This window comes from Xanthomonas bromi (assembly GCF_900092025.1).
Taxonomy (GTDB): domain Bacteria; phylum Pseudomonadota; class Gammaproteobacteria; order Xanthomonadales; family Xanthomonadaceae; genus Xanthomonas; species Xanthomonas bromi.
Genome location: NZ_FLTX01000008.1, coordinates 56,803 through 77,046, shown reverse-complemented (window position 1 = coordinate 77,046; position 20,244 = coordinate 56,803). Strand labels below are relative to the sequence as shown.

The 20,244-nt window shown below is 65.2% G+C and carries 15 protein-coding genes, 1 other RNA gene and 1 pseudogene; 9 read left to right on the top strand and 8 right to left on the bottom strand.

Features of this window, described 5'->3' with window-relative positions:
* Positions 1–285, top strand: a complete 285-nt coding sequence (locus tag XBLMG947_RS02995) for a hypothetical protein (RefSeq protein ID WP_065466314.1) — start codon at positions 1–3, stop codon at positions 283–285.
* A gap of 456 nt (positions 286–741) precedes the next feature.
* Here the strand turns inward: XBLMG947_RS02995 and XBLMG947_RS02990 are convergent, their stop codons facing one another.
* Both XBLMG947_RS02990 and XBLMG947_RS02985 read right to left on the bottom strand, forming a co-directional pair.
* Positions 742–3,051, bottom strand: coding sequence for an NADP-dependent malic enzyme (locus tag XBLMG947_RS02990; RefSeq protein ID WP_065466313.1), 2,310 nt, complete (start codon positions 3,049–3,051; stop codon positions 742–744).
* A 199-nt stretch (positions 3,052–3,250) separates the two neighbouring features.
* Positions 3,251–4,624 carry a dicarboxylate/amino acid:cation symporter gene (locus XBLMG947_RS02985; protein ID WP_065466312.1) on the bottom strand — a complete coding sequence of 458 codons (1,374 nt, stop codon included), beginning with the start codon at positions 4,622–4,624 and terminating at the stop codon, positions 3,251–3,253.
* A 284-nt stretch (positions 4,625–4,908) separates the two neighbouring features.
* Between XBLMG947_RS02985 and XBLMG947_RS02980 the strand changes: the two genes are divergently transcribed.
* Positions 4,909–6,081, top strand: a complete 1,173-nt coding sequence (locus XBLMG947_RS02980; RefSeq protein ID WP_065466311.1) for an OprO/OprP family phosphate-selective porin — start codon at positions 4,909–4,911, stop codon at positions 6,079–6,081.
* A gap of 184 nt (positions 6,082–6,265) precedes the next feature.
* Here the strand turns inward: XBLMG947_RS02980 and XBLMG947_RS02975 are convergent.
* A non-coding RNA gene (locus XBLMG947_RS02975) (sX9 sRNA) lies at positions 6,266–6,340 on the bottom strand.
* Positions 6,341–6,447: 107 nt separating this feature from the next.
* Here XBLMG947_RS02975 and XBLMG947_RS02970 point away from each other — a divergent pair.
* From XBLMG947_RS02970 to XBLMG947_RS02960, 3 genes are all read left to right on the top strand, one after another.
* Entirely contained in the window at positions 6,448–9,093 is a 2,646-nt protein-coding gene (locus tag XBLMG947_RS02970) for a hybrid sensor histidine kinase/response regulator (protein ID WP_065466310.1), read from the top strand.
* A 280-nt stretch (positions 9,094–9,373) separates the two neighbouring features.
* A complete protein-coding gene (gene tcuC, locus XBLMG947_RS02965; protein WP_065466309.1) occupies positions 9,374–10,723 on the top strand; it encodes an MFS transporter in 1,350 nt (449 codons plus the stop codon).
* 8 nt (positions 10,724–10,731) lie between these two features.
* Positions 10,732–11,499: a substrate-binding domain-containing protein gene (locus tag XBLMG947_RS02960; RefSeq protein WP_181093063.1), complete on the top strand. Its 768-nt coding sequence runs from the start codon at positions 10,732–10,734 to the stop codon at positions 11,497–11,499.
* Here XBLMG947_RS02960 and XBLMG947_RS02955 read toward each other — a convergent pair.
* On the bottom strand, positions 11,491–12,393 hold the full coding sequence (locus tag XBLMG947_RS02955; RefSeq protein WP_065466307.1) for a LysR family transcriptional regulator: 903 nt from the start codon (positions 12,391–12,393) through the stop codon (positions 11,491–11,493). The two genes, XBLMG947_RS02960 and XBLMG947_RS02955, sit on opposite strands and share 9 nt — an antisense overlap.
* A gap of 294 nt (positions 12,394–12,687) precedes the next feature.
* Here XBLMG947_RS02955 and XBLMG947_RS02950 point away from each other — a divergent pair, with 294 nt between their 5' ends.
* The 3 genes and pseudogenes from XBLMG947_RS02950 to XBLMG947_RS02940 all read left to right on the top strand — a co-directional run bounded on the left by XBLMG947_RS02950 (position 12,688) and on the right by XBLMG947_RS02940 (position 14,702).
* Positions 12,688–13,758 carry an aldo/keto reductase gene (locus tag XBLMG947_RS02950; RefSeq protein WP_065466306.1) on the top strand — a complete coding sequence of 357 codons (1,071 nt, stop codon included), beginning with the start codon at positions 12,688–12,690 and terminating at the stop codon, positions 13,756–13,758.
* A 16-nt stretch (positions 13,759–13,774) separates the two neighbouring features.
* Positions 13,775–14,296, top strand: a pseudogene (locus XBLMG947_RS02945) (nuclear transport factor 2 family protein); the annotation flags it as partial.
* A 37-nt stretch (positions 14,297–14,333) separates the two neighbouring features.
* The gene (locus tag XBLMG947_RS02940; RefSeq protein ID WP_065466305.1) at positions 14,334–14,702 is read left to right on the top strand and encodes an Atu4866 domain-containing protein; all 369 of its coding nucleotides are present in this window, start codon (positions 14,334–14,336) and stop codon (positions 14,700–14,702) included.
* Between the two features lie 127 nt (positions 14,703–14,829).
* On the opposite strand, the gene XBLMG947_RS02935 is transcribed toward XBLMG947_RS02940, so the two are convergent.
* Genes XBLMG947_RS02935 through XBLMG947_RS02920 form a run of 4 tightly spaced genes read right to left on the bottom strand, consistent with a single transcriptional unit; the run spans position 14,830 to position 18,636 of the window.
* Positions 14,830–15,468, bottom strand: coding sequence for a response regulator (locus XBLMG947_RS02935; protein WP_003483405.1), 639 nt, complete (start codon positions 15,466–15,468; stop codon positions 14,830–14,832).
* A gap of 39 nt (positions 15,469–15,507) precedes the next feature.
* Positions 15,508–16,557 (bottom strand): ABC transporter substrate-binding protein, encoded by a 1,050-nt coding sequence (locus XBLMG947_RS02930; RefSeq protein ID WP_065466304.1) that lies wholly within the window; start codon positions 16,555–16,557, stop codon positions 15,508–15,510.
* Positions 16,557–17,942, bottom strand: a complete 1,386-nt coding sequence (locus XBLMG947_RS02925; RefSeq protein WP_065466303.1) for a sensor histidine kinase — start codon at positions 17,940–17,942, stop codon at positions 16,557–16,559. The genes XBLMG947_RS02930 and XBLMG947_RS02925 overlap by 1 nt, the downstream gene beginning before the upstream one ends.
* A complete protein-coding gene (locus tag XBLMG947_RS02920; protein WP_065466302.1) occupies positions 17,935–18,636 on the bottom strand; it encodes a response regulator transcription factor in 702 nt (233 codons plus the stop codon). The genes XBLMG947_RS02925 and XBLMG947_RS02920 overlap by 8 nt, the downstream gene beginning before the upstream one ends.
* Before the next feature lie 260 nt (positions 18,637–18,896).
* Here XBLMG947_RS02920 and XBLMG947_RS02915 point away from each other — a divergent pair, with 260 nt between their 5' ends.
* Complete coding sequence (locus XBLMG947_RS02915; protein WP_065466301.1) at positions 18,897–20,090, top strand: OprO/OprP family phosphate-selective porin; 1,194 nt, start codon at positions 18,897–18,899, stop codon at positions 20,088–20,090.
* Positions 20,091–20,244 lie beyond the last annotated feature (154 nt).

Below are 20,244 nucleotides of genomic sequence, written 5' to 3'. Positions count from 1 at the left end.
ATGCTGAGTGAACTGGAACCTGGCACGGCGACGCTGTATACGTTGACCAATGGCAGTGCGGCGATTGCTGCCACTGGCTGGACGCTGGAAGCACGCAGCACAGGCGGCGCGTGGCGTGTTGTCGATCGGCGCAGCGACGAACGTTTTCAGTGGCCGTTGCAGACGCGCCCGTTTCGGATTGCGACGCCTGGCGCGTATGCGGAGTATCGGCTGCGGCTGACGCTGCCTGCGCGCATGCAATTGGCGGAAATCGAGCTGTTAGTGGCTGCGCCGGATGCACGGTGAGCGGGACGCTTGTTGGTGCGATCGCGTTGATTGATGACGGAGCGCGAGCGTTGTCGCTTGCGTTGTTGATCGTCGCTTCGGGGTCGCTACGCTGATTCGCTGCTGAGTGTGCACCGTACCCTCACCCCTCACCCCTCTCCCGGGGGAGAGGGGCTTTCAGGCCGTGACTACGCACTGGGGGCTGCGCTGCTCGATGGCTGGTGGCAACGCGGTTCTTACGTTGCAGCACGGTTCTCGAAGCGCCCGCAGTGCCCTGTTGATCGAGTGGGTGCTACTCCGGATCAAACTGCTCCTTGTCGATCGAGTGCGTGCTACTTCGCATCAACTGCCCCGTGTCAACCGACTACCAACACGTCGAGCAACCGGCGCGTTGTCGGCCGACTGCCGGCACTTCGATCAACCACCACGCTGTTGATCGAATGCTCGCCAGCACAATCCAATCGTTACCGCATCAACTCACTCGTTACCCTTTTCAGCTGCCGCTTTCTCCGCATCGCGCTGCCTGCGGATCTGCGCATCCACCGCAGCGATGGCGGTCATGTTCATCACCCGGCGCGAGGTGGCGCTGGTGGTGAGGATGTGCACCGGCTTGGAGATGCCCATCAGGATCGGGCCGATCGCCACGCCGTCGGTGAACACGCGTACCAAGTTGTAGGCGATGTTGGCCGCTTCCAGGTTCGGCAGCACGAACAGGTTGGCGCGGCCCTTGAGCGTGCTGTTGGGCATGATCTGCTTGCGCAGCGCTTCGTCCCAGGCGGTGTCGCCCTGCATTTCGCCGTCGATGTTGAGCTCGGGCTTGCGCTTGAGCAGCGCCTCGCGCACCTGGCGCATCTTCAGCGCGTCGCGCGAGTCGTGGCTGCCGAAGTTGGAGTGCGACAACAGCGCGATATTGGGCTCGATGCCGAACAGCTTGAGGCGATAGGCGGCCTGCAACGTGGCTTCGACCACCTGTTCGACGGTGGGGTCTTCCTGCACGTGGGTATCCAGGAAGAAGAACACGCCCAGCTGGTTGATCACGCCCGTCATTGCCGAGGTGGAACTCACGCGCGGTTCCAGCGGAATCACGCTGCGGGCGTAGCCCAGCTTCTTGTGGAAGCGCCCCACCACGCCGGACAGCATCGCATCGGCTTCGCCGCGCGCCACCATCACCGCCGCGATCAGGGTCGGACGCGAGCGCATCAGCTCCTTGGCCGCGGTCACGGTTACGCCGCGGCGCTCGGTGAGCGCATGGTAGTACTGCCAGTAATCGTTGAAGCGGGGGTCGTCGAGAATGTTGGTGATCTCGAAATCCACACCGGCGGTCAGGCGCAGGCCCATGCGTTCGATACGCGTTTCGATGACGTCCGGGCGGCCGATCAGGATCGGGAACGCCAGGCCTTCGTCGACCACGCTCTGCACCGCGCGCAGCACCACTTCTTCTTCGCCTTCGGCATACACCACGCGCTGCTTGTCGGCGCGGGCGCGGTCGTAGACCGGCTTCATCATCAGGCTGGTGCGGTAGACGAACTGGCCGAGCTTGTCGCGGTAGGCCTCCATGTCGGTGATGGGGCGCGTGGCCACGCCCGAATCCATCGCCGCCTGCGCAACGGCCGAAGAAAGCTCTACCAGCAGACGCGGGTCCAGCGGACGCGGAATCAGGTAGTCCGGGCCGAAACTCGGGGTTTCGCCTCCATAGGCCGCGCCCAGGTCGGAGGCCTCGCGCCGCGCCATCGCCGCGATCGCCTTGACGCAGGCGATCTTCATTTCCTCGTTGATGCCGGTGGCGCCCACGTCCAGCGCGCCGCGGAACAAGTACGGAAAGCACAGCACGTTGTTGATCTGGTTCGGATAGTCCGACCGGCCGGTGCCGATGATGCAATCCGGACGCACCGCCTTGGCCGTTTCCGGGGTGATTTCCGGGTTGGGATTGGCCAGCGCGAAGATCACCGGCTGGCGCGCCATCGTGGCGACCATTTCCGGCTTGAGGATGCCGGCGGCCGACAGGCCCAGGAAGATGTCGGCGCCTTCGACGATTTCGGCCAGGGTGCGCTTGTCTGTGTCGCGCGCGTAGCGCTGCTTGTCCGGGTCCAGATCGGTACGGCCGGTGTGGATCACCCCGTCGCGGTCCAGGGCCAGGATGTTCTCCGGCTTCAGGCCAAGCGAGACCAGCATGTTGACGCAGGAAATGCCCGCCGCGCCCATGCCGGTGGTGGCCAGCTTGACCTCTTCGATCTTCTTGCCGGTGACCACCAGCGCATTGAGCACTGCCGCGCCGACGATGATCGCGGTGCCGTGCTGGTCGTCATGGAACACCGGGATGTTCATGCGCTCGCGCAGCTTGCGCTCGACGATGAAGCACTCAGGCGCCTTGATGTCTTCCAGATTGATGCCGCCGAAGGTCGGCTCCAGGCTGGCGATGATGTCCACCAGCTTGTCCGGGTCGTTCTCGTTGATTTCGATATCGAACACGTCGATGCCGGCGAACTTCTGGAACAGCACGCCCTTGCCTTCCATCACCGGCTTGGAGGCCAGCGGACCGATGTTGCCCAGGCCCAGCACCGCGGTGCCGTTGGTGATGACCGCCACCAGATTACCGCGCGCGGTGAGCTCGCTGGCCTGGGTGGGTTCTTCGACGATCGCCTCGCAGGCGAAGGCCACGCCCGGCGAATACGCCAGCGACAGATCGCGCTGGGTCAGCATCGGCTTGGTCGCGGTGACCCTGATCTTGCCGGCCGGCTGCTGACGGTGATAGTCGAGGGCGGCCTGTTTGAAGTCGTCGGTGGACATCGGCTGTGTGGGTCTCAAGGGCGCAGAAGGGCTGAATTCTACCCTCCTGCCTGAACAAGGGCCTGTCGCGCAGCTGTCAGCGCGGCAGGGAAGATCGCATGCTGCAGCGCGACGGGCGGCGCAGCCGGCGTGCAGCGCAATGCAGAACGGCCCTGCATCCCGCCGGCAACACCGACGGAAGACAGGGCCGCAGGAAGCATCAACGCAGGCTGGCAGGTGCCACGCCGGGTTGGCCGACCGGGGCCAGCAGCGGCGGTTCGCCACCGTCCAGGACCAGCTTGAGGCGGTCGCGGTCCAACGCATTTTCCCAGCGCGAGACCACGACGGTGGCGACCGCATTGCCGATGAAGTTGGTCAGCGAGCGGCATTCGCTCATGAAACGGTCCACGCCCAGGATCAGCGCCATGCCGGCCACCGGCACTTCCGGCACCACGGCCAGCGTCGCGGCCAGGGTGATGAAGCCGGCACCGGTCACGCCCGCAGCGCCCTTGGAGCTGAGCATGGCCACCGCCAGCAGTGCGATCTGGTGGCCCAGGGTCAGCTCGGTATTGGTCGCCTGGGCGATGAACAGCGCGGCCAGGGTCATGTAGATGTTGGTGCCGTCCAGGTTGAACGAATAACCGGTCGGGACCACCAGGCCCACCACCGACTTCTCGCAGCCGGCCTTCTCCATCTTCTCCATCAGCGACGGCAGCGCCGACTCCGACGAAGACGTGCCCAGCACCAGCAGCAATTCGGCCTTCAAATAGCGAATGAGCTTGAGCACCGAAAACCCGCACAGCCGACACACCACGCCCAGGATCACCAGCACGAACAGCAACGAGGTCAGGTAAAACGAGCCCACCAGCCAGGCAAGGTTGACCAGCGACTCGACGCCGTATTTGCCGATGGTGAAGGCGATCGCACCGAAGGCACCGATCGGTGCGGCACGCATCAAGATGTGCACCAGCTTGAACACTGGCGCGATCAGCGCTTCCAGCAGGTTCAGCACCGGCTTGCCGCGTTCGCCCACCAGCGCCAGCGACACACCGAACAACACCGCCACGAACAGCACCTGCAGGATGTTCGGCCCGGTCAGCTTGCCGTTGACCACCTGGTCGCCGGTGAAAGCGCCGATCAGCGAGTTGGGAATGATGTCCATCAGGAAGCCGACCAGGGTCAGGTCGTGCGACTTCTCGACATAGCTCTTGACCGCGCTCTGATCCAGATCGGCCGGATTGATGTTCATGCCGGCGCCGGGCTGCACCACGTGCGCCACCACCAGACCGACCACCAGGGCCAGGGTGGAGAAGAACAGGAAGTAGGCCATCGCCTTGCCGAACACCCGACCCACCGTCTTGAGGTGGGTCATGCCGGCGATGCCGGTGACGATGGTCAGGAAGATCACCGGGGCGATGATCATCTTCACCAGTTTGATGAAGGCATCGCCCAGCGGCTTGAGGCTTTCGGCGAAGGCGGGTTCGAAATGGCCCAGCAGGGCACCCAGAACGATCGCCACCACCACCTGGAAATACAACTGGCGGTAGAAGGGAACGGACGCCGGCAGGGGGCCGGCAGGCTTACTGATGTGCATGACACCACTCCGGGGGACGAGAGGGGGTGCCTGAGCAGGTACCCGTTGCACGCATTCTGGCCGTACGTCACAGCCGTGGCCGATAGCCCATTGGTACTACTCCATGTCCAACGGCTGAACGTCGGCTTACACTTCAGCGGCGCCGCTGCCGGCCGTTAATTGCGTTTAACGCAGACACCGTTTCTGTGCTGCCGTCGTCCGGACCCTGCGCGCTTGCTGAAGACAGTCATTGCGACCGCCAGGGCAGGACGCCCGGCCCCTTCTCATTGCCGAAGACCATACCTATGCGCCTGAATCTACTTGTCCTGGCGGTGGCCGCTGCCATCGTCCCCACCGCTGCCAATGCAGCCACCTCGATCGAAAACTGGCCGACCAAGTACACCTTCGGTGATGGCACCGAGTTGGGCCTGACCGGCAACTACGCCTACGACGACAACAACTTCTCCGGCGACGATCGCCTGGAAGACCGCAACGATTTCCGCCGCAAGGAATTCGGCGCCACCATCAAGAAGAAGGGCGTCTACGACGCCATGGTGTATTTCGACTTCGAAGCCAAGCTGTGGCTGGACGTGTTCTACCGCTTCGAGACCAAGGCGCTGCTGGGCCAGGACTACGGCCGCGTGCGGCTGGGCTACATGAAGGTGCCGGTGGGTCTGGAAGCGGTGCAGAGCTCGCGTGCGGGCAGCTTCATGGAACTGGGCCTGCCGGTGCAGGCGGTGTTCCAGGGCCGTCGGACCGGCGTGGAATGGACCCTGGAACGTCAGCAGTACCTGCTGCAGGCCGGCGCGTACGGCGGCCAGGATCTGCAGGGCGACAACCCGGGCACCACCCAGGCCGTGCATGCCGCATGGACCCCGTTCAAGGCCGAAGGCGACGTGCTGCATCTGGGCATTGCCGGTTCGGTGGAGAACCCGCGTGGTTTCAGCGACGGCCGCGGGGTGTCCTTCAGCCCGCGCGTGCGTCTGCGTGCCCGCCCGGAAGCCGGCCTGACCGACGTGCGCCTGATCGACACCGGCACCATTCTCGATGTGGACCACGTGATCCGCACCGGCGTGGAAGCGCTGTGGATCCACGGCCCGTTCTCGCTGCAGAGCGAAGCGCTGCGTGCCGAAGTGGCGCGTAATGCCGGCCAGCCGCACTTCATCGCCCAGGGCCAGTACGTGTACGGCACCTGGTCGCTGACCGGCGAGTCGCGCAGCTATACCGGTGGCGTCCCGGGCAACATCAAGCCGGCGCACGACTACGGTGCGGTCGAGCTGACCGCCCGCTACAGCCGCCTGAACCTGGAAGACAACAACGTCCACGGCGGCCGTCAGCACGACACCACCATCGGCGCCAACTGGTACCTCACCAGCCACTTCAAGTTCCAGGCCAACTACAGCTGGGTCGATTCCTCGCGCAACGGCGTGCATGTAACCCCGCACGTGATGGAATTGCGTGCGCAGGTGCAGTTCTAAGCAGCCTTGAGGCTCTGCAGCGCGCCGGCACAGCGATCAGGCGCCAACTGCAGCGATGCCGGCCGCGTACCGGTCGCCGATGCGCCGCCGGCACCGCGTCCTGCAACAGGCATTGAACACGGCCGCATCCATCACGGATGCGGCCGTTGTCGTTTTAGGCGCTTGCCCATCGCGCGGGAAGAGCGGCCAACGCTGCGTAGCGAGCAGTCGCAAGGTGGGTACGGGCGGCGCGAGTAACCGCAGTATGCGCGTGGCACATGCTGCACCGAGCACCGGCCACGCCCGCCTGGCGGCAGCGCAGCCGGTTTGTGCGCTGCCTGAAAGCGATGGCTGCGCGATCCGGCAGCAGACCGCCATACTTGCGGCATGTACGCATCGCAACGCCGCCGCCTGCTGCTCACCCTGTCCATGGTGCTGGGTGGCATGGTGGTGGCCATGGTCGCGGCCGGGCACTTCGTCGAACAAAACGCGCTGCACGATGAAAGCGCCACCGTGCGCCGACAGCTGCGTCTGTACGCGCAGGCGCTGCAGCAGCGTATCGACCGCTATCGCACGTTGCCGCAGATCCTGGCGTTGGACCCGGAGCTGCGCGCGGCCGTGTCCGGCCCGCTGTCACCGACACAGGTGGATGCGCTCAATCGCAAACTCGAACGCGCCAACAATGTCACCCAGTCGTCCACGCTGACCTTGATCAACCGCGATGGCGTGGCACTGGCGTCCAGCAACTGGCAGGCGCCGCGCAGCAACGTCGGCGTGGATTACGCCTTTCGCCCGTATTACCAGCAGGCGCTGGCCACCGGCAGCGGCAGCTTCTACGGCATCGGCATGACCACCAGCGAGCCAGGCTATTTCCTGTCGCAGGCCATTGTCGACGGCGCCGGCAAGGTGCAGGGCGTGGTGGTGATCAAGATCGCGCTGGCCGCGCTGGAACGCGAGTGGCTGCAGACCCCGGATATCGTGCTGGCGTCGGACGCGCACGATGTGGTGTTTCTGGCCAGCCGACCGGAATGGCGCTATCGCGTACTGGCCCCGCTCAGCGACCGCGATCGCCGCGAACTGCAGCGCACCCGCCAGTACGCCGATCAGGAGTTGCTGCCGCTGCGGCGCCGGCTGATCGAGCAGACCGGCTACGGCGGTCTGCTGACCGACATCCGCGACCCGCCGCTCGGCGCGCAGGTGCTGTGGCAGACCCTGGAAATACCCGAAAGCGGCTGGCGCCTGCACTTGCTGCACGACACCCGCGCCAGCGCCGCTGCCGGCCGCGCCGCGGCCATTGCCGCCGCCGGCGCATGGCTGGCGTTGGCCTTGCTGTGGTTGTTCGTGCAGCAACGGCGACGGCTGTCGGCGCTGCGCCAACGCAGCCGACACGAACTGGAAACCCTGCTGCAGCAACACGCCGAAGAACTGCGCACCGCGCAGGACGGCGTGGTCACCGCCGCGCAGCAGGCCAATGCCGGCCTGAGCCGCAGCCTGGAACATCTGTCGCAAGGCGTGGTGGTGATCGACGAGGCGCTCAACCTGGTGGCCTGGAATTCGCGCTACGTGGAACTGTTCCGCTTCCCGCCGGAGCTGCTCAAGATCGGCCGTCCGATCAAAGACCTGTTCCGCTTCAACGCCCGCCGCGGTCTGCTGGGGCCGGGGCCGATCGAAGCGGCGATCGAGCGGCGCCTGAATCACTTGCGCAGCGGCAAACCGCATATGCGCGAGAGCGAAAAAGAAGATGGCACCGTGCTGGAAATTCGCGGCAACCCGCTGCCCGATGGCGGCTTCGTCACCAGTTACGCCGACATCACCAGCTACAAGAACGCCGCGCGCGAACTGCGCTCGCTGGCCGACGCGCTGGAACACCGCGTGGCCGAGCGCACCCGCGATCTGGCGGCGGCCAAGCGCGAGGCCGAAAGCGCCAACCGCTACAAGACCCGCTTCGTCGCCTCGGCGGTGCACGACCTGCTGCAACCGCTGAATGCCGCGCGCATGTTCGTCTCGGTCCTGCGCGGACAGGTGCGCGAGTCCGGCAGCGCGCGCGTGGTCGACAACATCGACGGTGCGCTGGCTGCGCAGGACGCCATCCTCAACAGTTTGCTCGACATCTCGCGCCTGGAAGCCGGCAGCCTGAAGACCCAGGTGCGCGACTTTGCGCTGGCGCCCTTGCTGGACACCCTGGCGCGCGAATTCGGCATCCTGGCCGAAGACCGTGGGCTGGTGCTGGAATCGGTGCCCACCTCGGCGGTGGTGTTGAGCGATGAAAACCTGCTGCGCCGCATCCTGCAGAACTTTCTCTCCAACGCCATCCGCTACACGCCGCGGGGGCGCGTGCTGATCGGCTGCCGTCGCCGCGGCGGCTGGCTGCGTATCGAAGTGCACGACCAGGGCCCAGGCATTCCCGAGGCCTTGCAGCACGAAATCTTCGAAGAATTCCGCCGCCTGGACGACGGCGTGGCCAACGATCGCGGTGCGGGGCTGGGCCTAGCCATCGTCGAGCGCATCGGCCGCCTGCTCGGCCATCGCATCGGGCTGCATTCCACCCTGGGCGCTGGCAGCGTTTTTTCGGTGACTGTGCCGCTGGGCGAACGTGCCGCCATCGCTCGGCAACTGCCAGCGCCTGCCCGTACCGCCGAAACCGGCAACGACCCCATCCTGTACGGCTGCCGGGTGTGGTGCGTGGACGATGAACCCCTGGTGTGCGAGGCCACCCGCACGCTGCTGGAACGCTGGGAATGCCGTGTGGATTTTGCCGGCGGCCCGGATGAGGCATTGAGCGCTGCCAATGCCGACGAGGTCCCGGAATTGCTGCTGCTGGATGTACGCATGGGCGCGCACTACGGCCCCATGCTGTTGCCGCAGCTGGTGGAACGTTGGCAACGCGAACCGCGCGTGATCCTGGTCACCGCAGAACCCGACCCCGCCCTGCGCGAGCAGGCGCTGGAACTGGGCTGGGGATTGCTGTCCAAACCGCTCCGCCCGCCTGCCCTGCGTGCGCTGGTGACGCAGATGTTGATGCGGCGCGGATAGGCCCTCGGCTGTCAGCGTTGCGTGACGTATCGCAGGTGATCGAGACCGGCAGCGGTTGACCAGCGCAAGCAAGCACGGGCGCTTGCCGCCATCGCGTAGACCGCCCCCATGCCAGCCGGCCGCAGCCGGCGTCTGCGTCGTGCCTGTCGTCGCAAAGCGACTGAGCGTCAAGCTCTATCGCAGCGCGACTAATGCCCAACACGCATCAGTCGATGAGAAAGCAGCAATTATCAACATCGACCATCTCCACCAGAATCGGGTGCCTCAGATGTATACGTATATGCATACCTATCGTGGAGGGCGATCTATGCAGGCTTCCAGCAGTGAGGCAAAGCGGCAGTCGAAACTCGGGATGGTGCTGAGGGTGACCTCGGGCAACTTCCTTGAGCAGTTCGACTTTTTCCTGTTCGGTTTCTACGCAACGCAGATCGCTGCGGCGTTCTTCCCGGCGAGCAACGAATTCGCTTCGCTGATGATGACGTTCGCCGTGTTTGGCGCAGGCTTTTTGATGCGGCCGCTGGGTGCGGTGATCCTGGGCGCCTACATCGACGATGTCGGACGTCGCAAAGGCTTGATCGTCACCTTGGCGATCATGGCCAGCGGCACGGTGCTGATCGTGCTGGTGCCGGGCTATGCCAGCATCGGTTTGTGGGCGCCGGCGCTGGTGCTGCTCGGGCGGTTGCTGCAGGGCTTCTCGGCGGGTGCCGAAATGGGCGGGGTGTCGGTGTATCTGGCCGAGATGGCGACGCCGGGCCGGCGCGGCCTCTATGCCAGTTGGCAATCGGCCAGCCAGCAGATCGCCATCGTCGCTGCGGCCGCCATCGGGTATGCGCTCAACCAACTCATGACGCCGCAGGATCTGGCGCAATGGGGCTGGCGGATCCCCTTCGCCATCGGTTGCGTCATCATCCCTTTCATCTTCTTGCTGCGGCGAAGCCTGGAAGAGACCGCGGAGTTCGCGCAGCGCAGGCAGCGGGTCACGATGAAGCAGGTGATGCGCGGGCTGGCGGACAATGCCAGCATCGTGATTGCCGGCGGCTTGATGGTCGCGCTGACGACGACCGCGTTCTATCTGATCACCGTCTACGCACCGACCTTCGGCAAGAGCGTGCTCAAACTCAGTACCGGTGATGCATTGATTGTGACGTTGCTGGTAGGCGTGTCCAATTTCATTTGGCTCCCGATCGGCGGCGCGCTCAGCGACCGGTTCGGCCGCAAGCCGCTGCTGGTGGCCATGTCGGTGGTGTGCATCCTGACCGCCTATCCGGTGCTCGCGTTTCTGGCCGCCGCACCGAGCTTTGCGCATATGTTGCAGGCGCTGCTGTGGCTGTCCTTCATCTACGGCATCTACAACGGCGCCATGATTCCCGCGCTGACCGAACGCATGCCGGCGCATGTGCGGGTAGCGGGATTCTCGCTCGCCTACAGCCTGGCGACCGCCGTATTCGGCGGTTTCACGCCGGTGATTTCCACCTGGCTGATCCATGTCACCGGCGACAAGGCGGCTCCGGGATATTGGCTGGTGTTCGCGTCGGTGTGCGCGCTGGTGGCGACGCTGTTTCTGTATCGCCGCCAGGGCAACGTAGCGACGGCGAACAGCCTGGATGCGGCTGCGGGAGCCACGAAATGATGCGGACCCTGTGGAACACATTGCTGGGTGCGATTGTCGCAACCGCGCTGCTGTCGACAGCGGCAAGCGCGCAGGAGTTGACCGTGATGACCTCCGGCGGTTTCACTGCCGCCTTCGAGCGTCTCGCGCCGCAATACAGCAAGCAGGCCGGGGTGAAGGTCACCACGCTGCGCGGCCCTTCGATGGGCGAAACGCCTCAAGCCATTCCCAACCGGCTCGCACGCGGCGAGCATGCCGATGTGGTGATCATGGTGGGTAGCGCGCTGCAGAAGCTGATCGACGCAGGCCTGGTAGACCCGGCATCGCGGGTGGAGCTGGCCGATTCCAGGATTGGCATGGTGGTGCGCAGCGGGGCACCCAAACCGAAGATCGACAGCGTCGACCACTTCAAGCAGGCGCTGTTGCACGCCGATTCGGTTGCCTATTCGGACAGCGCCAGCGGCGTCTACATCGAGACCACGCTGTTCAAGCAGTTGCACATCGAAGGCCCGATGATGGCCAAGAGCAAGAAGATCCCACGCATCCCGGTGGGCTCGGTGGTGGCCGACGGCAGCTATCAGCTCGGCTTTCAGCAGGTGGCCGAACTGCTGCCGGTGGCAGGCGTGGAGTTTGTCGGCAAGATTCCCGAAACGCTGCAGTCGATCACGCGCTATGCGGCGGGTGTGCCGGTCAACGCAGAGCATCCCGAGGCGGCCAAGCGTCTGCTTGCGTACCTGCAATCGGGTGATGCGCAGGCGGTTGCGCGCCAGACCGGCCTGGATCCGGTCTCACCGTGAGCGTGCGGGCATCCGTCGCACCAATTCCGCCAGTTCGAGTGCGGTCGGTGCCAGCGTGCGTCCGCGACGCTTGAGGATTCCCACGTTGCGCGCCACCTCCGGGTCGACCAGCGATACCGCCGCCAGCACCGGATGCGGGCCGGACGGCATCGCGATCGACGGAACGGCGGCAATGCCGACACCAGCCTCCACCAAGCCCAGCAACGTGGTCACATGCCGGGTCTCGCAGATGCTCGGCTTGTCCGGCGTGAATGCAGACAGCGCCCGATCCAGCACCAGCCGATTGCCCGATGTCTTGTCGAGCGTGATGTAGTCGTACCCGTAAGCTTCCTGCCAGCTGACCTGTGTGCGCCCGGCCAGGGGATGGTCCTGGCGACAGGCAATCACATAGCGTTCCTGCAGCAACGGTTCGAACTCGACCTCCGGGGCCAGGTTGCCACTGAAGCTGACACCGAAATCCGCTTCGCCGGAGGCCACCGCCGCACTGACGTGGCTGGCGCTGCCGTCGAACAACCTGATGCGGATCTTCGGAAACAGCTGGTGCAGCCCGTGGATCGCCTGCGGCATGAAGTAGTACGCCGCCGATGGCACGCACGCCACGGTCACCGTGCCCATCCTGCTGGATCCCGCATCGCCGATGCTCATCAGCGCCATATCCAGATCGTCGAGCATGCGCTCGACCTGCGGCATGAACGCCTGGCCAACGGTGGTAAGCGCGACCTTGCGCGTGGTGCGCTCGAAAAGCTTGACGTTCAACGCAGACTCGAGCTTGTCGATCCTGCGACTGAGCGCCGGCTGCGTGATGCGGATACGTTCGGCAGCCCGGCGAAAACTACCGTTCTCGGCAACGGCACGGAATGCCTGCAGATCGTTGAGGTCGAATTTGATGGTCACGATGCCGCGGCTTCAGTGTGCGATGGCGGTCGCCATAGCATAGACGCTTGCCTGCTGCGCTGAGTGAGTCGCTGCATTCCAGTGCCTCGCACAGTGCACGTTGGCAAGAGCCGTCACTCAGCTCCAGCCGGACGCTGCACCACGACATGCAAGGCACTGCCTTGCGCACTGGCGCCGCCTGGTGCATTCGGACGATCAGGCAAGGATGCCGGATCACCAGGCTCACGCTCGCTCCCCGCGCCGCGGCACAGTGCATGGCAACGCGCAACGCGCCACCACCGGGAGACATCACGCATGCATCAGTCACGCTCACTGGACCACTATCGCCTGCTCGGCCGCTCCGGCCTGCGCGTCTCGCCGCTGGCGCTGGGCACCATGACCTTGGGCGACGCATGGGGCGGGGGCGCAGACGCAGGCGAAGCCAAACGCATCTTCGATGCCTATGCCGATCGCGGCGGCAACTGCATCGACACAGCGGTGAACTACACCAACGGCGGCTCCGAACGCATCCTCGGCGAGTTGCTCAAGCACCGTCGCGAATGCGTCGTGCTGGCCACCAAATTCACCATGGCGCGCGATGCGGGCAACATCAATTCCGGCGGGAATCATCGCCTGAACCTGGTCCGCTCCGTCGAAGCCAGCCTGCGGCAACTGGCCACCGACCGGATCGATCTGCTGTACCTGCACGCCTGGGATTTCACCACCGCTCCGGACGAGGTGATGCGCGGCCTGGAGCACCTGGTGCAATCGGGCAAGGCGCTCTACCTGGGCATCTGCAATACGCCGGCCTGGCGCGTGGCGCAATTGCAGACCCTGGCCGATCTGCGCGGCTGGTCGCCGTTGGTGGCGCTGCAGATCGAGTACAGCCTGGTCGAACGCAGCGTCGAACATGAGCTGCTGCCGATGGCGCACGAACTCGGCCTGGGCGTGTTGCCGTGGTCGCCGCTGGGCGGCGGCATTCTGACCGGCAACTACAGCCATGCCGATCTCTCCGACGACAATGCGGCACACGTGTCGAGCAGCCGCAAGGGCGTGATCGCGTCGACCGGGCATCTCAACGCGCGCGCGCTGGAGATCGCCGAGGTGGTCGGTGCGGTCGCCGACGAACTGGGCGCGTCGCGCGCGCAAGTGGCGCTGGCCTGGACCTTGCGCAACCCGGCCGTGGTGTCGCCGGTGATGGGCGCACGCACGTTGCAGCAGGCCGAAGACAATTTCGGTGCGCTGGACATCGTGCTCAGCGACGACCAGATCGCACGCCTGGATGCCGTCAGCGCAGTGCCGCCAATTTTCCCCGAACGCTTCATCGGCAGGCCGATGGCGCAGCAGCTGATCTACGGCAGCCATCAGGTGCAGCTGCGCACCTGACCATCACGAAGCACACATGACAGGACCATCGACCATCGCGGCAGCAGCGCTGCTTGTCGCCGCATCGTGCGCTAGCAACGCCGACGCCGCATCGAATGACGCTGCATCCGCAGACACCTGTGCAGGACAACCGGTGCAGGTCTGCAACAAGCGTATCGTCGAAGCGGCCTTTGCGCAGTGGCAGGCCGGCGGCAGCGGCATCTTCGAGACGCTGCTGTCGCCCGAAGTGGTATGGACCATCGGAGGTTCCGGCCCGAGCGCAGGCACCTTGCGTGGTCGCGACGTGTTGGTCGACGCCGCGGTACGGCCGCTGACCGAGCGCCTGGCCTCACCATTGCGACCGGTACAACAACGCATTTGGGCCGATGGCGAGCACGTCATCGTGCAGTGGGAGGACGCGGCCACGCTGCGGGATGGCAGCAGCTATCGCAATCGCTATGCATGGATCATGCGGATGCGCGATGGCAAGGCAGTCGAGGTCAACGCGTTTCTGGACCTGCCCGCCTACGACGCCGTGCTGCAGCGCGGTCGCAGCCAGAGCGACAACGCAGGGCCAGCCAATGAGCGACAGGCAGATGAAAGCCGCCATCGCGGTGGCGCTGGGCGCCGGCTCGGCGCTCGCCTGTCCGTTGGTCGCTAACGCGCAGTCACCCAGGACCGCCACCACAGTGTCGGCACAGCAACCAGGACATCCCATGCACGCACACTCCTATCTCGGCATGTGGGTCACCGACGACGGACGCCTCCGGCAGGAATTACTGCCGAACGGCCGCTACGACGAAGCCCGCGGTGCACGCCAAAGCGCCTACCAGGGCCGTTACGAGATCACCGGCAATCACATCGATTACTGGGACGACACCGCATTTACCGCCGATGGTCGCTTCGTCACCGACGACGAGCTGCATCATGGTGGCATGGCGTTCTATCGACAGCCGCCGGCTTAGAGCGACGAAGAGGACTGCTCGCCAGGGTTGATCGCCGCGCTTCAGGCGCTGCCGCACTCCTTGCATCCGTTGTGAATTGCGCGGGCTGCAGCCCCCAATGCGCAGCAGCCAATCGCTCAACGCTGGATCAACCCTCGCCTTCCGGCTCCAGCGCCTTGACCAATACCGCGGCCTGGGTGCGGCTGTAACAGTCGAGCTTTTTCAGGATCGCGGTGACGTGCACCTTGACGGTGTTCTCGGCCAGGCCCAGTTCGTGCGCGATCTGCTTGTTGAGCAGACCGTCGGCCAGGCTCAGCAATACGCGAAACTGTTGCGGCGTGAGTTGGGCCAGTTTGGAGGCCAGTTGCGCATCGGCCTCCGAGCGCTCGGCGGTCATCGGCGGGAACCAGGTACCGCCCTCCAGAACACTCGCCACCGCGGTGCCGATCGATTCGGCCGGCGTGGATTTGGGAATGAAACCGGCCGCGCCGAACTGTTGCGCACGCCGGATCACCCGCGGATGATCGTTGGAGGAGATCACCACCACCGGGATGTCCGGATGCTCGCCACGCACATGCAACAGCGCCGAAAAACCCCGTGCGCCGGGCATGGCCAGATCCAGCAGCACCAGCTCGGCCTGCGGGTGCGAACGCAGCATCGCGCTCAAGGTGGCGGCGCTGGAGGCTTCCACCACGTTGGCCTGCGGCAGGGTCTGCTGCAGCACGTGGATCACGGCGGCGCGGAAGAGCGGGTGGTCGTCGGCGACGAGAATGGTGAGATCGGCCATCCGCCAAGTCTGGCACAGGGCCGCCGCCGATGGCCTGCCCTAGCGCGGCGGCTGCGTGCTCGCACGCCAGGCGTCCAGAAACTGGCGGCGTTTGAGCTTGTCCAGATACACCAGCAGGCCGGGGCCGAGTGGGATCGGGCGGAACGGCGGCTGCGCCGGACCGCCGCGGCCGCCGGCGGCCGGCAGGATGGGCATCAGCCGCGCTTCGCGCGAGAGGACCTGCTGGCCGCGCGGCGAGAGCAGATAGTCGAGAAATCTGCGCGCCTCCGCTGCGTGCGGCGCCGTTTTGGGAATCACCGCAGTGCGCAACGCCACCAGCGTGTAGTCCTGGGGCTGCACGATGCCCAGCGGCGCGCCCGCGTCGATGCGGGCCTGCGCATAGGAGCCGAGTACGTTGTAGGCCAGCAACAACTCGCCACGGCTGACGCGGTCGAGCAAGGTACCGGTGCGCTCTTCCAGCGCCACCCGGTTGGCCCCCAGCGCCGCCAGCAGCGCACCGGCGATGCTGCCCACCTGGCCGTCCTGGGTGGCGAACAAATAGCCCACACCGCTGCGTTCGACATCGTAGGTTCCTACCTTGCCGCGCAATGGCGCATCCGGCTCGCGCAACAGGGCCAGCAGTTGCCGACGTGTGCGCGGTACGCGCGCGGCATCCAGCTTGCGCGTGTTGTAGACGATGGCCACCGGCTCGTAACTGATGCCGAAGACTTCATGACGCCATTGCGCCCACGCAGGCAATGCTTCGGTTTGTGCGGAGCGATGCGCCAGCGCGTGACCATCGTTCACCAGCTTGGTCTGCAGATCCATACTGGCGCTGATCAGCATGTCTGCAGCGGATGCGCCATGGCCTGGGTGCAGATACCGGTCGTAGATGTCCCAGGCAATGACGTCCTCATAGATCACCTCGGTGCCCGGATGCAGGCGTTGGTAATCCTGGATGACTGCGCCGAACACTTCCAGATCGGTGGAGCCCTGCACGCGCAACTGCACACGTACCGGGCCCTGCGCAGGAAATCGGCGCACATCGCCGGGGGCGGCACAGGCGAGGCCATAAGCCAGCAGGAACACCAGCATCCACATCCGCCGCATCACGCGGTTCCTCCGGGAAAATGCAGCGAGGCAATCAAGCCGCCGCCGATGCGATTGGTCAGGTCGACACTCCCGCCGTGCGCTTCCACCACACGCTTGACGATGGCCAACCCCAGCCCGGCGCCGCCGGCCGGCGCGTCCGGCCCGCGCACGAAACGCTCGAACACGCGCTCGGCTTCGGCAGCCGGAATGCCGGGGCCGTGATCGGCAATGGTCACCACGTGATGGTGGCCGTCGCTGGTCAGGGCCACCTGTAGCGGCGCGCCACCGCCGTATTTGCAGGCATTGTCGATCAGGTTCTTGAGCGCTTCGCGCAGCAGCAAGGCATCGCCTTGCAGCAGTGCAGGTTGCGGGTCGATAGCCAGTTGCACGCGCGGTGCGCCCTCGCTGCGCGGCAAGGCTTCGTGCAGCGCCTGGTGCAGTAGCTCGGCCAGATTCACCGTGGCAAACCGCTGCAGGTTCGAGCGATGGATCACGCTGGCATCGCTGAGCAACTGGTTGAGCAGCCGGCTCATATGGCTGGCGTTGCGCTCGATCGCCACCAGGCTGCGTTGCATCTCGCGCGGGTCGTCGTCGTCCATGGACAGCTGCGCCTGCGCACGCAACGCGGCCAGCGGCGTGCGCATCTGGTGCGCGGCTTCGGCCATGAACGCGCGCAGGGTTTCATTGCTGGACGACAGCCGCGCCATGAAGCGGTTGAGCGCAGCCACCATCAGCTGCATTTCCTGCGGCGCTGGCACACTCAAGGGCTTGAGGTCGGATGGCTCGCGCCGCGACAGATCGCGTTCGATCCGCTGCAATGGCCGCAACGCGCGGTACACACCCAGCCACACCAAGCCCAGCGCCAGCAGCGACAGCACCCCGATCGCGACCAACGCGTTGAGTATCACGTCGCGCGCCACCGCATCGCGCGCGCGCCGGGTCTGGCCGACCTGCACGCGCACCTCGCCCTGTTCGGAGGCCGAGGCCACCCGGTGCATCACCACCACAAAGCGTACCGGCTCGCCGCTGTACTGCGCATCGAACAACAGTGGCTGCTCGTCGCGGGGCGAGCGCGGCGGCAGCGGCAGCGTGTCTTCACCGGTAATGGTGCGCCCCTGTGCATCGAAGACGCGATAGAACACGCGGTCTTCCGGTGCCATGCCGAGCAGATCCAGCGAGGCATACGGCAGATCCACCTGCCAATCGCCACCGACCAGCGCCACGCTGTCGATGATCGACAAGGCCGATGACACCAGCAGATGATCGTAAGACCGATTGGCCGCGCGCGCGCCATAATCGCGCGCGGCAAAGAACAGCACCACGGCGCCCAACAGCGACAGGCTGCCCAGATACAGCAGCAAGGTGCGCCGGATCGACGGCGCTACCGTCAACGGTTCAGCCATCGACGCCCGGCTCCACCGGCGCATGCGGGTCGGCTTCCTCCAGTTTGTAGCCGGCGCCGCGCACGGTCACGATGCGCAATGGCGCTGCGGCCAGTTTGCGCCGCAGCCGCCCGACGTACAGCTCGATCGCATTGGGGCCGGCGTCATCGTCGAACCCGAACAAGCCGTTGCCGATCTCGTCCTTGCCGACCACCTGCCCGAGCCGGCCGATCAGGATTTCGAACAGGCGATATTCGCGATTGGGTAACTCGATCGGCACGCCGTCCAGCACCAGCGTATGCGCGGCGTTGTCGAACACGAAGCCACCGATCTGTACCACCTCGCACGCTTGGCCGCGATTCCGCCGCAGCAGTACGCGACAACGCGCCTCGAACTCGCGAAAGTCGAATGGCTTGCCCAGATAATCGTCCGCACCGACATCCAGCGCCTGCACACGGTCTTCGATGCCATCGCGTGCGGTCAGCATCAACACCGGCGTGGTATCGCCACGTTCGCGCATCCCGGCCAACACCCGCAATCCGTCGAGCTTGGGCAGCCCGATATCCAGCACCACCAGATCGAAACTCTGATACCGCAACACGCTGGCCGCCGCCAATCCATCGGCCTGCCAATCCACCGCATGCCCGCTACGGCGCATGCGCCGCACGATGGCATCGGCGAGATCGGCGTTGTCTTCGACTAGGAGCAGGCGCATGAATGGGGAATCGAGAATGGGGAATCGGAACGGCGATGGGCCGCGGCCGGAAGGTAACAGGCCAGGCGAACAAAAGCTTCTACGCCTCGACAATTCCGCTGCCGCAATCCCGCTCTTGCGATTCCCGATTCCCGATTCCCCATTCCCGCCCCAACGACAGGTCCATGACAGCTTCCCGGGACTAGGCTGCTGCCAACGCGCCGCGGCGGTTTTTGCGGTGCATCGCTGAACGTGATTCACGCATGTACCTGGGAGGGTCTGTGAGCAACAACACTTTGCGTCTGCGTGCATTGAGCGCCTGTGCGGCGATTTGCCTGGCACCGGCCGCGCATGCAGCCGACGAAGCCGGTCCGGTCACTGCCGAATTGGGCGGGCGTGTGCATTGGGACTTCACCGTATTCAACAACGACGACCGTGGTGCGCCCGAGCGCAACGACACCCAGTTCCGCCGCATCTGGCTGGATGTTGCCGGCAAGTTCTACGGGTTCAACTACAAGGCCGAGGCCGAGTTTGCCGGCCTGCAGTACGAAGCCGGCAGCCGCGGCATCCTGGCGCGCGATGTCTACATCGCCAAGAAATTTTCCGCCGGCACCTTGACCGTTGGCCAGTTCAAGCAGTACTTCTCGCTCGACGATCGTACCGGTTCGAACTACGGCCCGTTTCTGGAACGCGGCTACGCCTCGACCACGCTGGCGCCGATCTACCGCAAGGCCATTTCGTGGCAGGCCAATCGCCCGGACGCGACCTGGTCCACGTCCGCCTATAGCCTGGAAAGCATCGACAATTCGTCGACAAAGGGAGGTGCGCTCGGCACGCGCCTGACCTACGCACCGGAAATGGGCGAGGCGCGCCTGCGTCACCTCGGCATCTCGCTGGCGCACGAACGCTATTCGCATCCCGGCAGTGGCGGCGCCTCACCGCTGCTGATCCGCCCACGCCCGGAAAACGATCTGGCCAACAACAGCCGCATCACGCTGGCGCGGTTTGCCGATGGTCGCGATACCGATTTCGATAAGTGGTCGCTGGAATATGCCGAAGTGCTCGGTCCATGGTCGTGGCAGAGCGAATTCAGTGGCGGCCTGCTCGACGATGGCGGGCAGCAAGCCAAGGTGCTGGCCAGCTACGGGCTGGTCAGCTGGTTCGTGACCGGCGAGTCGCGCGGTTACGACCGTAAGACCGGCCGTTTCAGCCGTATCGCCACGCCCAATCGCCCATCCGGTGCGTTCGAGCTGGCATTGCGTTACGACTACATGCGTGGCGACCAGCATCTGGACGGGCAACCGGACTTCATCAATGCCAGCACGCAATCGTGGACGCTGGGCGGCAACTGGTATTTCAAGCCGAATCTGCGCGTGATGCTCAACGTGATCGACAGCCACAATCGGAACCGCATCGCCGATGCATTAGTCGACCACACGATGGCAGTGACCGGCCGCTTTCAATACGACTTCTGATGCGTCGCTGCAGTGCGCCGGCACTCGGCAAGATTGAAGTGCGCAGGTCGTGCGTGCGCGTTGGTGCAACGCGCCGCAAGGTCGGTACTTCCAAGCGCAATGCCTTGTTTGCGCTGCGTGCCATGCGCGCAGCCGCATCCGTACGCCTGCCTCG

Coding starts and splice junctions, on each gene's coding strand:
- XBLMG947_RS02995 (WP_065466314.1), top strand. CDS start 1: ATGCTGAGTGAACTGGAACCTGGCACGGCGACGCTGTATACGTTGACC.
- XBLMG947_RS02990 (WP_065466313.1), bottom strand. CDS start 3,051: ATGTCCACCGACGACTTCAAACAGGCCGCCCTCGACTATCACCGTCAG.
- XBLMG947_RS02985 (WP_065466312.1), bottom strand. CDS start 4,624: ATGCACATCAGTAAGCCTGCCGGCCCCCTGCCGGCGTCCGTTCCCTTC.
- XBLMG947_RS02980 (WP_065466311.1), top strand. CDS start 4,909: ATGCGCCTGAATCTACTTGTCCTGGCGGTGGCCGCTGCCATCGTCCCC.
- XBLMG947_RS02970 (WP_065466310.1), top strand. CDS start 6,448: ATGTACGCATCGCAACGCCGCCGCCTGCTGCTCACCCTGTCCATGGTG.
- tcuC (WP_065466309.1), top strand. CDS start 9,374: ATGCATACCTATCGTGGAGGGCGATCTATGCAGGCTTCCAGCAGTGAG.
- XBLMG947_RS02950 (WP_065466306.1), top strand. CDS start 12,688: ATGCATCAGTCACGCTCACTGGACCACTATCGCCTGCTCGGCCGCTCC.
- XBLMG947_RS02940 (WP_065466305.1), top strand. CDS start 14,334: ATGAAAGCCGCCATCGCGGTGGCGCTGGGCGCCGGCTCGGCGCTCGCC.
- XBLMG947_RS02935 (WP_003483405.1), bottom strand. CDS start 15,468: ATGGCCGATCTCACCATTCTCGTCGCCGACGACCACCCGCTCTTCCGC.
- XBLMG947_RS02930 (WP_065466304.1), bottom strand. CDS start 16,557: ATGCGGCGGATGTGGATGCTGGTGTTCCTGCTGGCTTATGGCCTCGCC.
- XBLMG947_RS02925 (WP_065466303.1), bottom strand. CDS start 17,942: ATGGCTGAACCGTTGACGGTAGCGCCGTCGATCCGGCGCACCTTGCTG.
- XBLMG947_RS02920 (WP_065466302.1), bottom strand. CDS start 18,636: ATGCGCCTGCTCCTAGTCGAAGACAACGCCGATCTCGCCGATGCCATC.